This window comes from Sphingobacterium kyonggiense (assembly GCF_039536825.1).
GTDB lineage: Bacteria > Bacteroidota > Bacteroidia > Sphingobacteriales > Sphingobacteriaceae > Sphingobacterium > Sphingobacterium kyonggiense.
The window spans coordinates 85105-100857 of sequence record NZ_BAAAZI010000001.1 but is presented as its reverse complement, the minus strand read 5'-3'; the positions used below and the strand labels follow the sequence as shown (position 1 = coordinate 100857).

Genomic DNA, 15753 nt, shown 5'->3' with positions numbered 1-15753 from the left:
TCGATTAATGCTTAGTTTTTTTACTAGTTTGGTAATTATTCCAAAGCGTATTATAACAATCTACGATTTCCTTCTCATCGTTAAACTTGCATTCATGCATATATACACCCTTGTATTTTATGCGTTCTAGGGTTGCGAAAATAGCGTTCCAATCATTTGAACCACGAGGGTCGCAAGGAAGAAGGTGATCTTCCGCCTTTCCATTTCCATTGGAAACATGCAAGGTTTTAACTCTTGAACCAAAAGCTGCAAGCAGATTTTCTGGATGAGCAATATGGCAGAAGTCTACAGCTATTCCTACATCTTTAGGGAATGTTTTAAAGAGCATCAAGGCTTCTTCAACGGTACGCATCAAAGGCCTTTCACGATCACCAACTGTCAGTTCTGGACCCAACATGTTTTCTACAACCATAGTTGCACGTAAGCCCTTCACCGATTTGTTTAATGACTCAACCGATTTCTTCAATTGCATAGCGCGTTGATCACGGACATTATTTTCCAGGTAAAAAGAAGGGTGGAACAGAATAATCTGTGGTTTGACAGGTTTTAATACCTTCAATACATTATTCTGTGCTTCCAAAACTCGAAGTCGACCTTCTTCATCCAATCTGGAAATATCAAGGTGTTTGCTGAATGGCATGTGTACAGACCATACTTTGACTTTGTGACGCTTAAGAATATCTGCAATTTCTTGCATGCGAACATTCCATTTGGCATCTACCGTAGTTTCTTGTAAGTTCTTTTCCAACATAGCGCCTATTCCGGCAAGTTCGATGTAATCAATTCCCAATCCTTTGATATACTTGATTTTTTCATCGGTTATTTTTTTGATGTCTAAAGCATAACCAATAGGGAATTTCTTGTCCTTCGCTTGAATTTGATTTCCTGAAAAACTTCCTAGAAGCAGGAAAAGCGTAATCAATAGATTTTTCATCTTATTTCCATCCTGGGTTTTGTTTCAGGTTTTCATTAAGCTTCAGATCCTCTGATGGAATAGGGAAGAAGTAATCTCTTTCTTCGTCAAATACACCACCTTGAGGGAATGGGTCAAGATTTCCTGAAGTTGCTTTCTGTTGACCTGTAATCGGGTTCCTTAAAGTACGCTGATTGATATTAATCATTGAAGTTACAGTAGAAGGTGCACCAGTTGTACTTCCAGTATGCAAGAATACATCTACATTGCCATCCCCCGTAAAGTCATGGCCACCAACGCCTGAGAAGTATACACCAACCATAGGTTTGGTTACTTTTTTACCTTCCTTCCAACGCATTAAATCGTCCCAACGTTGACCTTCATTGAATAGTTCAATACGACGTTCTCTACGGATTTCAAGGATAACACCTTTGTTTGCCGTATTGGACACATTTGGATACATATCTGCCAAGTAGGGGTCAGGGTTAGCATTCGCTTGCGCTAGGTTTAGATTAGGCATACCTGCTCTTGCTCTTAGTTTATTGATGGACAGATCCAGATCTGCTTGGGTAAGTGTTCCTAATTCTGCTTTTGCTTCAGCGAAAACCAATAAGGCTTCTGCATAGCGGAATAAAATAAGATCAAATACGGAAGCACTGGTAGCCCATTGGGAGCGATTAGGCAAGGCTTTGATTAAGCGATATCCAGTGGTGGTGATATTTAAAGTGACAGGTTCGTTTTTAGACTCACCGTTTACTCTAAAATCAGGACCTGCAGTAGTTTGAATAAGCCTTGGATCGCGATTTTGCATCTCCTGGAAATAAGAGGTTGTTTTATAGTTTGCCTTATCTGTAAAGCGAGACCCATCATTCATCAGGTAGCTGTCAATAGCATCCTTCATGAGTCCATAAGAACCTGAAGTAGCTGAAGTGAACAAGTATCCTAGGTTATGCACCTTTAAACCTAACTCATAGTCTGCTGCAAGTATGGTTTCAATATTATCTTGTTTATCACGTCCAAACAAGTTTCTATATGCCGCCTGCGGTCCACCTTCAGTATACAGGGTATATGCGTTGGCTTGCATCAGTTCTTGAGCCGCATTGGCAGCTTCGGTAAGAAACTTTTCAGAACCCTCTATTTTATGGTATTTACGGAAAGTACCTTCAAATAAGGATATACGTGCTTTTAATAATAGAGCCGTATACTTTGTGACAAGGTTCAATTGTTTTTCAGCTGGGATATTTTTAATAGCATAATCCAAATCAGCTAGTACAGAGTCCATGACCAATTGTCTTGAATCTCTAGGCTTGTATAAGTCAGGATCTTTTCCTGATAACACCTTACCATACCAAGGCACATCACCAAAGGTTTTAACCTTATCGTAATAGAAATAAGCACGGAAGAAGCGGGCAATACCGCTGTATTTATCTTTTGCAGCTTGGCTTCCAACCTTGTGGTAGTTTTCCAAGAAGTAATTGATCTTACGAAGATTCCCCCAAGACCAACCTCCGCTACCAGAAGCTACTGGAACTATACGATTTCCTTTGATTTGGTTTGCCGGGTTTAAGGGCATAAGATTATCGGAGTTGGCGTCATTGGTGTAAACTTCCATGGTTGCCAACATGCTGTAGAAATCATTGGTAGCTACTTCTAAATCTTTTTCGGTGTTAAAGAAATATGGAGCCTCCACCTGATCTTCTGCAGGCTGATTTAAAAAGTCTTTACTACAAGAACCAAACATGAATACTGCAGAACTGGCAAGTATGATGCTGGTATATTTTAATTTTTTCATGATTCGCTGAGATTAAAGATTTAACATGACACCAAAAGAGAAGGTTTTACCCATAGGATAGGTCCTTAAGTCACCTCTGTCATCTGCAGTAGCAGGGGCAGAGTAATTTACGGCAGCACCGGCTTGCTCTGGGTCAAGGTATTTAGTTAATCCGCCGAAGCTCCAAGTCAGGATGTTTTCTCCACTAAAGAATACACGGAATTTATCAACTTTCACACGCTGTGTCCATTGTTGAGGAAGCGTGTAACCAACGCTGAAGTTTTTCACACGTAAATAACCTAAGTTTTGTAGGTAATAATCGTTTAACTCATATAGTGATCTTCCAGATTGAAGAGAAGAGTAACCACGGTAAATCTGTGGATACTTATTTCCTGTTTCATCTGGTCTCCATGCATTATCAATTAAGTCTTTACGGATAAAGGATAAGTATGGTCTTTGGTATGGACCCCAGAAAAGATCACCAGTAGGATACCAATCTTGACGTGCAACACCTGCTAATGCTACGGACATGTCAATGTTTTTCCAACGCATATTTAAGTTTAAGCCGAATGGGAATTGTGGCATGGAATTACCAATACGTTGTAAGTCACCATGATTGTCTAAGGTGTTTTCACCCTTGTCAATTCGTCCATCGCCATTCACATCAACATAGCGAATATCTCCACCACGTAAATGATTCCATTCACTGTTCTGCGTCACGTTTAAGACGTCATTATAAACTTGTGATAGACTATTTGCTGGGTTGGTGAAAGAGTTTTGGTAAGCTAATGCTTCTTCATCCGATTGGAATTGTCCATCGATATGATATCCCCAAATCTCTCCTAAACGTTTTCCTTCATAGTAGGAGCTTAATAAACCTTTCGGGTTATTATAGCGTGTGATTGTACCGATGAAGTTAGAAACGTTAGCTGATACATTGAAGTTTAATGGTGATCCTGCAACATCGAATTTATTCTGATAGGAAACACCTACTTCAAATCCTTTATTCATTAAAGCAGCATAATTTTCTCTAGGCTCACTTGCACCGAATACAGCAGGAAGTGGTTCTCCTGGAAGGTACATACCTTCTACATTCTTACGGAACCAGTCTACATTGAATAACAATTTATTTTCTAGGAATCCGATATCAGCACCAATGTTCGTCGACTTAGTAGATTCCCAAGTAACGACATTAGGAAGTGGGCCCGGCATAGTAGCAAATACTAAACGGTTTCCACCATTCAACCAATCCGACTTACCAACGCTCATCAGTTCTTTGAAGGTATTGACATCCACAGTTTGGTTACCAAGTTTTCCATATGAACCTCTGATTTTTAAAGAAGATACATAAGGTTTGATAGGCTCCCAGAATGCTTCACGATCAACCTGCCATCCCAAGGAAACAGAAGGGAACAAACCCCAACGGCTATTTTCAGGGAATCTTGAAGATCCATCATAACGCGCATTGATTTCCAATAGGTATTTGTTCTCATAGTCGTAGTTTAATCGACCAAAGAATCCTTGAATCGCCCAATTGGTGGCTGATCCAGAGATACTGTTCATGACAGTAGCCAATGAAAGATTGGATAGATCTTCAATCAATAAATCATCTGCTGTTGTAGCAATACGATCTCTATCAAATTGCTCTTGGTTGTAACCAGCTAATAATTTTAGATTGTGTTTATCAGCAAATCTGTTTTCATAAGTAGCAAATAAATTGATTGCATTGTATTTATCCTTCCAACGGTATTCTGTTAGCCGGTTTAAACCTACAATACGGTGATCTAATTTATTTCCAGCTAGGTATTCAAATGGGTTTAAACGGAAGGTACGAGCTGTGTTTTCTATACGATTGCTGTAGTCAAAGTTGATTTGTAAACCTTTAACTGGTTTTGCTACTGCACGGAAGGTATTGGTGAATTCTTCGTTATTGAATAAGCGCCAAGTCTTACCAGAATGAAGACCAGCATTACCACCCTGACCACCAGTACCTGTGCCGATATCCGTAGGAATTCCATCTACCATAATCGGGTAGAAGGCCATTAGATTGTACCAAGTCGTCGTACTCCAAAGACCTCCAAAACCATTGGTGTAACCACCATAATCTTTATCTTTTTCGTTGATGAACTGCGTATTATTGGAGATTTCTAACCAAGAGTTTGGTGTAAAAACTAAGTTTGCTTTTAAGTTTTGACGATCCATGTCTGCATCTTCATTAATGTTATTGATGCTTTCTCTTTTGAAGACACGTCCCGATAAATATCCTTTTAACTTATCAGTACCTCCAGAAATGGAGATGTTATGAAAGTTTGAAGCTTGTTGTTTTTTAAATAGGTGATCCCACCAATTTGACTTGTAGAAAAACTTGTAAGATCCATTGTTTTGCAGTTCATGGAAAGGTTCGATTTCTCCATTAGCAACCATTTTAATGGTTTCCCAGTCCATGTCATTGTAGTTGGTATAAGAAGTTCCATTGTAACCATACAATGCAGCATCGACTGTTTTTCCGTAGATGTAAGGGTCAGAAATATAATCGGTTCGAGCGGTAGGTGTGGTCCAACCAAAGTTGTTGGTATAGGCAATGGAAGTTGTTCCTGCTTTTCCGGTTTTAGTGGTGATTAATATAACCCCAAAAGCACCACGGGCACCATAAATTGAAGCAGAGGAAGCATCTTTTAACACCGTTACACTTTCAATGTCATTCGGATTAACACGCGTGATATTACCTTCAATACCATCGATTAATACCAAAGGACTTCCTCCATTGATGGAGTTGAATCCACGGACATTGATGTCTGGAGTTGCCGATGGATCACCATCATTCATTTGAATGTTTAATCCAGGCATAAGGCCTTGTAAGGTGGTTGCAATGTTGGCATCCGGACGTAATGCGATATCTTCGGCATTGACTTGAGAAACAGCACCCGTTAAATTGGCTTTCTTTTGAACACCATATCCAACAACAACTACTTCATCCAAATCAGAAACAGCTTCTTTTAAAACGATTTGTAATGGTGCAGATCCAGTAACCGGGATTACCTGTGTTGAATAACCCATCGCACTAACAGAAATTGTAGCTTGCGCAGTAGGACTTTGTAATCTGAAATATCCTTTTTCATCTGTTGCGGTAGCCAGATTGCTGTTTTGAAGGGAAACAGAAACACCGGAGATAGGTTGGTTCTGTGCATCCTTTACATATCCTTCAATCACACGTTGAACCAATTCTGGACTAGTCGCTAACTCCGTACGCGACTTAATTAGCACCATATTGTTCTCTACAAAGAATACCAAACCTTGTGGTGTCAACACTTTTTGAAGAACCTCCCGAAGGTCTTTGTTCTTCATGGAAACATCAATCTTATCCACGTGTTTAATCTGGGTATTGCTATATAGAAAATCGTAGTTTGTTTGATTTTGGATATCCTGCAATATTTCTTGTAATGTTGCTTGCTTGGCATGAACAGAAACTTTCTGTCCAAAGGTAGATGCACTAACATGTAGCATGGTTCCAAGTAACAACAACGAAACCAGTTTCATAATTAACAGTAGTTTTCTTAACCCCACCAGCTTAGGGTAGGGATTTCTAGTAAAAAAATAATACATTTGATTAGTATTGGGTAAATAATTCAATGTTAATAAGGACTTTATCCCATACGATTTAAGCGGAAGCGTGGCCGCGCTTCCGTTATTTTACATAGGTTAATTTCTTACGATAACCCTCCCTTCTTTCATATCGAATTTTAGATTGGCAATTTTTTCCATAGCTGTTAATACTTCTTTTAAACTTCTACTTCTAACGATAGAACCTGTAAAGCGTTCATCGGTATTTAATTCATAGCGGATGTCGGTGATATTATACCAGGTACTGATATCACTCATTATATCTTTTATACTTGCATTATTAAATCGGAAATAACCATCTCTCCAAGCTAAGTCTTCACGGAAATTAGCTTTACCCTTGCTTAGTTGAATGCTTTTACCTGCTTTGGCTTGTTCTCCTGGAACTAACTTCAATGCCTTGGCAGCAGTATTGACTTCCACAGAACCTTTTACTAAGCTTGTTTTGGTTTGAGTCAATTGTGGATAGGATTTAACGTTGAATTGTGTTCCTAAAACCTGAATTTGGTAATCCTTTGTTTGTACCTTGAAAGGTTTGTTTTTGTTGTGTGCTACATCGAAATAAGCCTCTCCACTAAGATTAACTTCACGGGATTTTTTATTGAAGTCAGATTTTAGTTTTAAGCTTGAGCCTGAGTTTAATTGAACAGTACTACCATCCGGTAATTCCAAACTGTAGCTAGTACCCTTTGGGGTATTGAACTCATGAAATGCTATTGGATCTGCTATATGCTGTTCATCCATTCGGACACGAATTAAATCCTTATTGATCTTAGAAAGAACTACACCATGATAGCTTACTTCTTGTTTGTCTATGTCATTAATATCTAATCTGGTGCCGTCTGCTAGTTGAATAGCAGTATTAGTACTATTAATGCTGGATTTTGTAGATTCTTGTTGAACAGTTGGGGTTTCATGTACAAGCTCTTCTTTGGCTTTGTCTTTTGGATAAAAAATAAATCCTAATACAAATGCTATGGAGCAAGCAACCGCAATCCACTTATAGGGTTTAAGTCTTTTGGTTTTTGCATGGTCTTGAAACTCTTCATGCTGTATGATTTTTAGAAAGACTTGCTCATTATCGAATTCAGCATCTTGATCAATGTTGGGGAGTTGGTCCAATGATTCATAAAACAAGTCTTCATGCTGCTCTAATAGATTGAAATAATCTGTTAGCTCCGATTCCGAAATGTTATTGTTTAAGAATTTTTGGTTAAGATATTTAAAACGTTCTTTGTGCACTTTTTAGGGTTTAACTATATAGAGTACACACAAGAGAGGGGATAGGACTATTGCAGAAAGAAAAAAAGTAATAAATATAAATAATCTGCCTGTTTGAAGGTGTGACGTAAGGTTTTTAAGGTTTGAACCAAACAGTTTTTTACAGTATTTGGAGAAATACCAAGTTCTTCAGCTATTTCTTTATGGCTTTTTCCTTCTTCTCTACTCATGATCCATACTTGGCGTTGTCTGCCTGGTAAGGCTTTTACTGATTCGTCAAGTAAATGTTGTATATCCAAAAGTTGAATTTTAGAGTCTTCAACATTCTCATTCATGTTCCGAAGAAGTTCTTGTTGAGCTATCATATCATACTTCATCGATCGAAGCTGATTGAAACATAACCTTTTTGCAATTACATAGATATATGGCCAGATATCCTTAGTCTCATCAATTTCGCTTCTGTTCAACCAAGTCTTTAAGAAGGTCTCTTGTACTATTTCTTCAGCTTGTTCTTTGCTTTTAAGAATTTTGAATGCAGTGTTGAAAATAGACTGTCCATAGCAATCAAATACCATTTGAAAGGCGTTAATGTCGCCATTCTTCAAGTTCTTGAATATTTGCATGTCTATCTTCATGGTAGATTTAGTGATTCAACTGCTGTTAAGTCGAAGCCAAAATTAAAAATCTAATATTAACAATATATTAAATGATTAATGGATCTATATTTTGGTTACCAATTATTGTCCTAGTTGGAACAATCAATAGACAAAGTAAGGCAAAAAATTAAATAGTTGGAATAAAAAGCAGGAAAGAATTGTTGGTGGCATATCAACTATTCATACAATTTACACTAAGTCACTTCAAAACCATTTTACTCTTGTAATTGAAAATTTTTCTCTATCTTGAAAGAAGCCCAAAACGCTTCACACAATACACTGAGAAAATACTATGGAAAAACTAAACGAAAATTACATTCGAAATCTGATTATTAAACTTGGTTTAACCGATACTATTATAGAAATATTTGATGAACATATTTCGGATGAGGTAATAGCAGAAGAATTGGGATATAGTTGGAGTAAGCCATATTCCATTTTGGAACTTCCTGCCGAAGTTCAGCAAGAATATCAGGTAGATAAGTATATTCCACTATTGTCACTTAATAATACACAAATCATTGCCTATGATGCGGGTCGAGATGGGTATATCAAATACGATGTTGAGCAAGGCTTAGAAGATTTAACTTGTTATACTTGGGATGGTGTTCTTTTGGAAGAGCTGACGTTTTGGTGGGAGAATGAGGTGGAAGAAGAAGATATTGAACATATAGCCAAGAAAATTGAACTTAAACATTATGCCCCGATTCTAAAATCTTTGGAAGAACATTCCGAAGCTGGTTTACTAAGCACATTTGAAACACAGAAAATCTGGTTTGAGAAGATGTATAAGGAGTTTAATCTCAAAAAATAAGAAATTTATAAGTATTTATATAAACAGCGTATTTCCATCTTCGAAATACGCTGTTTTTATTAATCAATGATGACATTGATCCCTTGTTCCGTTAATTTTGCTAATCCGGTTTTAAATTCATTGATAAACTCTTCACTATGACCATTCCAATTACTTACTTCAGCAATTACTTTAAAAGGATGAATTGATCGGTAGGACTTTGTGGGATTACCTGGGAATTTTTTATCCGTAACGTTAGGATCATCTTCCAACTCACCTGTAGGCTCTACCAAGTAGATACGTTCTTTACCTTCTCCTTGAGCGAGTTCTGCCGCTAAAATAGCTGCGTGAAGTGTTGCAGAAACATACACATGTTTTAATTTTTTATCAATAAAATTAGAAGTATATCCAATTTTTATGAAGTCTCCGATTTGTAAATCTGCCTTGGTTCCATGGAAATAAGTTTGGGCAAAAGGACTTGGTAATATATTCTCTTGATTTTGGTCTTTGTTCTGGTTATCCATGTTATTGAGTTAGGTAATAAGCGTAAATATAAACCAACAACGAATGTATTTGTTGCATATTATCTAACAAAATAGTAACCTATTAATCCAAACTAGCTTATTACTTCAGAATGTTTGTCATTGCTCAATTTAATCACCTCCAATCATTTTAGAGCTCATTCCTCTTTTCATGCCTCGTTCTGCAAGGAATATTCCGCCAATGTGCAATACTATAAAGATTGGGAACCAATAAACGCCCCATTTATGGACAGTTTCGATGCTTTCCTTAGAATCAGTAAAAAATCCTTTTTCAATGCAGATACCTGTTGCTGCTGAAATAGCCAAAAAGAAATAGAAATATACATAAGTCAATCCTTGAAGTCGTTCCTTTAACGACTGGTTTTTAAGGAAAGGATTTGGAAAGCGAATTCCTTGGACAAGCATGTAAATGATACGTGCAATAAAGGAAAATATGATCACATGGGCAAACAATTCATGCCATTCCCACATCGGCTCTCTTATGAGCTTCACTATATTGGAAAGTTGGTCTTTGTTTAAACCAGGAGCGTTTTGTTCTACTGCTGTGATAATACTATTCTTACTCATCCAATACATACGTAGAAATCCAGTAATGAATAAGACCGGCATGGCAATGGCCATTATCCAATGCAAAAGCCGGTGTATGGCTGTAAATTTTCGATTAGGATTCATTTTATTTAATCATTAGATTTATTTGAAATATTGATTATATAAACTATAGGATTGTTGTAGTTGACCGATAAGATTTGCTGTCTCTACAGAATCGGTGCTATTGCCTAATGACTTCACTAATTCCATATGAGGTAATAACCATTTATGTAATTCTTCGTGTCCTTTACCCGTCATGGTACAACTCTTGACGATTTGATCATTCTGTTCTGTCAAAAGTGAAGCTAACGCTTTTGGGTCCTTATTACTTTCTTTATCAAAGTCAGTAAGCAAATCAGATCCTTTCTGCACAAAAGGTCTCATTTCCTCATTGACTAGCCATTTATCACCATTGTTCAAGGACAATTCTTGGCTTGCCTCATCAATCGATACGTGTTCATGTTTTGGTTTTTCAGGTTCGGTAGTTGGAACTTGTTTTTCTGTTTTTTGTTGGCATCCCCATGCCAGTGTAGCCAAAAGGCCAATAATAATTAGTTTTCTCATAGCTGATTATTTAACTGTATTTAATACAGGTTAAATTAATCAATAACTAGGTAATCAAATATGATTCAAATCTTCTTTCCAAAGCCTGTTTAAAGAATGGCTAATAAATACCTGGAAATAGGGTATAGCTATGTTTACTGAATTTTTTTTACCGAAAATAGATAATAGGATTACCTTGAAATGACGAATGAGTATTACACTTCCAAAGCTCCTTTTCCAACATCAAATTATAGATTATTCTTTTTATAGCTACAGCTATCTTAATTATGAATATTTAATGAAAAATCGCTCTTTACATTATTGATAAGGATGTAAAAATGATTATATGAGTCTAGTTTATAGCAAAATAAAAAGACAGTTTAAATACTATACGTACTTAATTCTTATTTAATTTCCACTTTTAATTACTATCGATTAAGAATAATGTTGTTTGTTATCGGAAATTTAATTTTAAAATATATAATATTTTTTTAAACTTTTATGTTGTTTATACGCTCTAATGGGAAAAGTTAACTCTATAATTATGAAAAAGATCAGGATTTATCTATTCTCATTGGCTTGTCTTATGATGGTTTCTTCATGTGCAGTTTATAATGATCGCTTCGACAACAATATGCTTCTTTGGAAGGATAAGCCTGAGGATGATGTTTATTTGGTTTATGGCCCTCCAATGCGTTCTCAAACTTTAAAGGATGGTAAGAAATTAGTATCCTATGATTATGAGTATCAATCAGGTCAAGAAAACGACTTCTGTATAGTAACTTTCACGATTGAAAATGAAGTCGTATTGAATGCGAAGTACGAAGGTGATTATTCTGCCATAAGAAAATATGTAAAAGGTCCTCAAGGGGTAACTGGTTTCTAACTTTTAGTTTTTGGACTTATTCAAGTATTTATTTTTAACAAATAGTATAATACCTCAGTTATTATTTTATCCATACCGATTAGAAACAGATCGGTATTCTTGTCCTTAGATTTTTAAGAAATTATTTAGTATTATGAATTGAATTTCATTTAAGTTTTCAGGCAATTTAGTATGAGTTTGCTTCGGGATTCTAACGGTATTGTCTCGTATCTTGTATGGATCTTGTTCGGATCTCGTTCGGTCGGAACCGAACGAGATCCGAAGGAGTTCCGAACGAGTTCCGAAGGAGATCCGAAAGAGTCTCAAAGCAAACTCCTAGAAAACCCCTAGGAAACACAAATAACACACGAAGAATATCATGTTAAATAAATAGAAAAGAACAAATGATGTCCCATTAGATTTCAATTAAAATCAGCAATTTTCTACAACTTATTTCATATGATATATGAGCTCGCCAAGGTTTTATTTGACCATAATACCTTTATTTATAAACAACTAGTTATTGAGTTCAAGTGTTTGTGTAGTTAATATTTTAGCTTTTCTGTGATATTTTTTAAATTTTACTTTTTAGATTGTGATAGTCGTTTTCTTTAAATTTCATACCTTGAGTAAAAAATTTCTTTAGAGGTTAATCCTCGAAGAGTTTTGCAAGTCTATATTCAAAAATCTGTTTATATGTTTTTAAAATTTCATTGCTAAAAACATAATAGGATTAATAATTAATGCGCACTTAAAATCTGAATTTACATTTAATAAATTACACGTAACTATATGAAAATCGCAGTCCTACTATTATCAGGTTTATTCCTGTTGCCGTTCAGTTCGAAATCAGAAACTACTGTTATCCCCGTAATTAACAAATCCAAAGTTGATTCCACCATAAATGAAAATGAGGAATTACTGATGATGATTGCAGAGAATCAACTTTATGAAGTCATATATAATGAAATTTTTGGAGTAGAAATCGGAAGTAATGTTCAATGGTTGAATGTTTTTGGTCAAAATGCTTTTGCCTCTTTTAGTAATAGTGATTATTTTATTATGGAGAATAATCGATCTGGAGGATTTGAAATTTACGATGATGAGAATAATTTTTTATCTGTTGCTCCGGATGTACTTAAAAATTACTCATTAGAAACGAATTCAGGGATATGGGTTAAACAAAGTAACAATGGTTTTAATAAAGCTTATTTTTCTAACGATAAAGGCCAGGAATATACCATGACTTTTAAGTTTAGTTTAGGTGGGAAGCAGGAGATTAAATGTCATAATGGATACCAAATAACAGTCAAAGGAAAATTGAATGGCAATTATAATATTACCGATAATGAGGGGCGAAAAATGACGATAATTTATAACCGCTCCGGGATAAAGAAATTATATTATGGTGATAGTTTGTTAAAGACCTTGGTTCTTCAAAGCCAACAGAGTTTTACAGTGCAAGATGGAAATGGTAAAAGCACAAATATTCGAACTCGCGGACGATTTAATGATATCATTATAACTTATCCGGATGGGGAACAAATATTTGTAGAAAACAGATATAGAAAACCAGTGCCACCTCCGAAAGTAGAAACAAAGACTGAAGCGAAACCTGCAGGTTAGTCTTAAGATTGATTTTTCATATAACATTCAAAAATCAGACTACTTTTTTATGTAGTTTCTTTGGGAATAGTATAAAATTGGAATCATCAAACGGAAAAATCTCCATGGTACTATTTTTGTCTTATTTACGCGAAAAATAGAAGTCAATTTTTCAGTAAATTTTTCACTGATACTGACTGCTATTAGGTCATATGATAGCAATAAATAGGTTTTGTTCAGGGTTTAAAAGATTGATTATGCAGAATGTAATGATAAATTTTAAAATGAGAATAATGCTTTTTTTGGCATTACCACTTTGTTTTATCCTATGGAATTGTACCGTACATAGGGAGGTAAACTATTACGAAGGGTATATTTTTAATCAACAAAAACAAGCTATTTCCAATATCATGGTTTATGAAGGAGATAGACCTGAAAATAAAGTGTTCACGGATCAATCAGGTTATTTTCAACTAAAAAAACCTATAAATGTGATATCTAATTTCTTAATGGTAAAAAAGGATACTCTTATTTTAGATTCTATTCAGGTCGTTCGAACTAGTGCTGGAGAACAGGTAAATTATGCATTTGTAGAAGGTAGGCAGGATACACTTTTTTTGAAAATAGAATAAGCAAAAATGTGTTTATTGGGTTAATAAGTAAAGAATGTCCTGAAAAATTTGCAAATTGATATTAAAAAAAATCGTTTCCAATTTAGCAGTAACATATATATTGTTTCCAATTATCTATATATATGATTATTGGGACAACATCTATTATCATGATTATATAGACAATTATAATAATAGATATCCAGATTTGATTTCCTTTTTAAGTAGAATTTATAATGGATTCTTTCTTTATTCATCCGTACTGTTATTATCGTTGATCTTGCTTCAATTTATTAAGGATAACTATCTTTATAATAAGCCGTTGTTTTTATTAAAATCAACATTAGTATATTCTGTAATTAATCTTTTTATCATCTTAATTACTGGGTATAGTTATCTTTTAACGTTGATATTTCCAGTTTCTTTTGGGGTGCCTTTTATATTTATACTGTTATTATTTTCTATAATTATTCAAGGAATACTCTATTTGTTGATAGATAAATCTGTGGAAAAACTAAGAAATAATTAAAAGTCAACAAACGTACTAGGATAAAAAGGGAAGTGTATCAAAGTACTATTATTCATATAAGATGAAATAAGAGAAGAAAAGAGATGGCAACACAAGAAATAAAGCGAATAAAGATTGGCAATTATAAAGGAGTAGAAATTGAGTTGCACACTTGGGATGCTGGAATGGCAGAAGTTGATTTATCCTGTGCCTGTATGTTTTCAGAGGAAGTGGGTATGGATGAGCCAATTGGTGGTCTTAAACATTTAAATGATGCGCTCGATGGGCGCTTATTTTCTTTAAGAAAGCAAGGTTTGTTTAATGGTTTTAAATCTGAGCTTTTATTGCTTGATTCGCTAAAAGAGGCTATTCCTGCACAGAATTTATTGATCATAGGTATGGGATCTCCGTTGGACTGGACATCGGAAGAAAGCGCGATAGCCATCGAAAAGGCGGTTCATACTGCCTACCAGTTACAGGTAGAAAGCGTGGCTATTGCTCCTGGGATTTTGGATACAGGTATAAAACCAAAAACTTATTTTTCAAAGGAAATGCTTGCAGCATTGATCAGCACTATCAGAAAACAACATGAATTATTTCAGTTGGGTTTGGTTCAAGCACCTTCTTTAAAAAAATGGGTTTTTGATGCAGGTTATCAGAATTTTGAAGAGAAGGGATTAAATTTTCAAGAGAATTTCCAACAGATTTTAGATTCAAATAAATAAGAAATTTATATGTCAGAGAAAAATATTAAAACCGAAGAATTACACATTACAGATAGTAAAGGCAATTCGAAAATAGTATTGGCAGTTAAGGATGATATAGCTACTATACAATTTAATCAAAAGGAGGGAAAGCCTGGCATGTCTATTACATTGGATCAAGATGGTTTAGCCGCTATTAAACTGGTAAACCCCAATCCTGAATTACCTTCAACGATTTTAGAAGTAGATGATAAAGGGACACATATTAGATTTGATCATCCAAAGGGCAATTCTGCCTATCTCTTTCTAAATAATGCTGGAGCTTCTGGAATCGTAATGAATGCGGCAAAAGAAGACCGCAGGTATCAAGTAGTCGTTTCAGAAAACGGAAAGGTCATCATTAAAAACATGGATGTAGAATAAACGTATTCTATAGACTTTAATGGACTGCGGTATTTGATGTTTTGGAAGTTATTTGATTAGTTCCATTATTTTTTCTGCTGGTCGAGCAATTACTGCTTTACCATGGTGTAAGACTATTGGTCGCTCAATTAAGATAGGGTTCTTTACCAGAATATCTATCCATTCCTCATCATTGAAATCCTTGTTTTCAAAGTTCTGTTTAAAAAGCACCTCGTTTTGGCGAATAATTTCTTTAGGGCTTTTGTTAAGTAATTTTAGAATATGAGTCAATTCCGCTTTACTAGGCGGATTATTGACATAATTAATTATTTCCGTTTCAAAACCCTGCTGTTTTATAAGATCAAGAGCACAGTTACTTTTGCTGCAATTTGGATTATGGTAGATTTTCATTT

15 protein-coding genes are annotated in these 15753 nt (G+C 35.3%); 6 read left to right on the top strand and 9 right to left on the bottom strand.

Annotated elements, in window-relative coordinates; genetic code table 11:
- Nucleotides 1–4: 4 nt before the first annotated feature.
- The 5 genes from ABD676_RS00450 to ABD676_RS00430 form a co-directional block, all read right to left on the bottom strand.
- Nucleotides 5–934, bottom strand: a complete 930-nt coding sequence (locus tag ABD676_RS00450) for a sugar phosphate isomerase/epimerase family protein (protein ID WP_344672713.1) — start codon at nt 932–934, stop codon at nt 5–7.
- 1 nt (nt 935) lies between these two features.
- Nucleotides 936–2705, bottom strand: coding sequence for a RagB/SusD family nutrient uptake outer membrane protein (locus ABD676_RS00445; protein WP_344672712.1), 1770 nt, complete (start codon nt 2703–2705; stop codon nt 936–938).
- A gap of 12 nt (nt 2706–2717) precedes the next feature.
- Entirely contained in the window at nt 2718–6221 is a 3504-nt protein-coding gene (locus tag ABD676_RS00440) for a TonB-dependent receptor (RefSeq protein ID WP_344672711.1), read from the bottom strand.
- Nucleotides 6222–6383: 162 nt separating this feature from the next.
- Complete coding sequence (locus ABD676_RS00435) at nt 6384–7544, bottom strand: FecR family protein (protein WP_344672710.1); 1161 nt, start codon at nt 7542–7544, stop codon at nt 6384–6386.
- 47 nt (nt 7545–7591) lie between these two features.
- Entirely contained in the window at nt 7592–8158 is a 567-nt protein-coding gene (locus ABD676_RS00430) for an RNA polymerase sigma factor (RefSeq protein WP_344672709.1), read from the bottom strand.
- Between the two features lie 313 nt (nt 8159–8471).
- Here ABD676_RS00430 and ABD676_RS00425 point away from each other — a divergent pair, with 313 nt between their 5' ends.
- Entirely contained in the window at nt 8472–8993 is a 522-nt protein-coding gene (locus tag ABD676_RS00425) for a hypothetical protein (protein WP_344672708.1), read from the top strand.
- Nucleotides 8994–9052: 59 nt separating this feature from the next.
- On the opposite strand, the gene arr is transcribed toward ABD676_RS00425, so the two are convergent.
- The 3 genes from arr to ABD676_RS00410 form a co-directional block, all read right to left on the bottom strand.
- Complete coding sequence (gene arr / locus ABD676_RS00420) at nt 9053–9496, bottom strand: NAD(+)--rifampin ADP-ribosyltransferase (protein WP_344672707.1); 444 nt, start codon at nt 9494–9496, stop codon at nt 9053–9055.
- Nucleotides 9497–9625: 129 nt separating this feature from the next.
- Nucleotides 9626–10186, bottom strand: a complete 561-nt coding sequence (locus tag ABD676_RS00415) for a cytochrome b/b6 domain-containing protein (protein ID WP_344672706.1) — start codon at nt 10184–10186, stop codon at nt 9626–9628.
- 18 nt (nt 10187–10204) lie between these two features.
- The gene (locus tag ABD676_RS00410) at nt 10205–10666 is read right to left on the bottom strand and encodes a hypothetical protein (RefSeq protein WP_344672705.1); all 462 of its coding nucleotides are present in this window, start codon (nt 10664–10666) and stop codon (nt 10205–10207) included.
- A gap of 523 nt (nt 10667–11189) precedes the next feature.
- On the opposite strand from ABD676_RS00410, the gene ABD676_RS00405 reads away from it, so the two are divergent.
- The 5 genes from ABD676_RS00405 (at nt 11190) to ABD676_RS00385 (ending at nt 15361) form a co-directional block, all read left to right on the top strand.
- The gene (locus ABD676_RS00405; RefSeq protein ID WP_344672704.1) at nt 11190–11531 is read left to right on the top strand and encodes a hypothetical protein; all 342 of its coding nucleotides are present in this window, start codon (nt 11190–11192) and stop codon (nt 11529–11531) included.
- Between the two features lie 771 nt (nt 11532–12302).
- Complete coding sequence (locus ABD676_RS00400) at nt 12303–13136, top strand: hypothetical protein (RefSeq protein ID WP_344672703.1); 834 nt, start codon at nt 12303–12305, stop codon at nt 13134–13136.
- 236 nt (nt 13137–13372) lie between these two features.
- On the top strand, nt 13373–13747 hold the full coding sequence (locus ABD676_RS00395) for a hypothetical protein (RefSeq protein ID WP_344672702.1): 375 nt from the start codon (nt 13373–13375) through the stop codon (nt 13745–13747).
- A 591-nt stretch (nt 13748–14338) separates the two neighbouring features.
- Nucleotides 14339–14959, top strand: coding sequence for a M17 family peptidase N-terminal domain-containing protein (locus ABD676_RS00390; RefSeq protein WP_344672701.1), 621 nt, complete (start codon nt 14339–14341; stop codon nt 14957–14959).
- A gap of 9 nt (nt 14960–14968) precedes the next feature.
- Nucleotides 14969–15361, top strand: a complete 393-nt coding sequence (locus tag ABD676_RS00385) for a hypothetical protein (RefSeq protein ID WP_344672700.1) — start codon at nt 14969–14971, stop codon at nt 15359–15361.
- Nucleotides 15362–15409: 48 nt separating this feature from the next.
- On the opposite strand, the gene arsC is transcribed toward ABD676_RS00385, so the two are convergent.
- Entirely contained in the window at nt 15410–15751 is a 342-nt protein-coding gene (gene arsC / locus ABD676_RS00380) for an arsenate reductase (glutaredoxin) (protein ID WP_344672699.1), read from the bottom strand.
- Nucleotides 15752–15753: the final 2 nt, after the last annotated feature.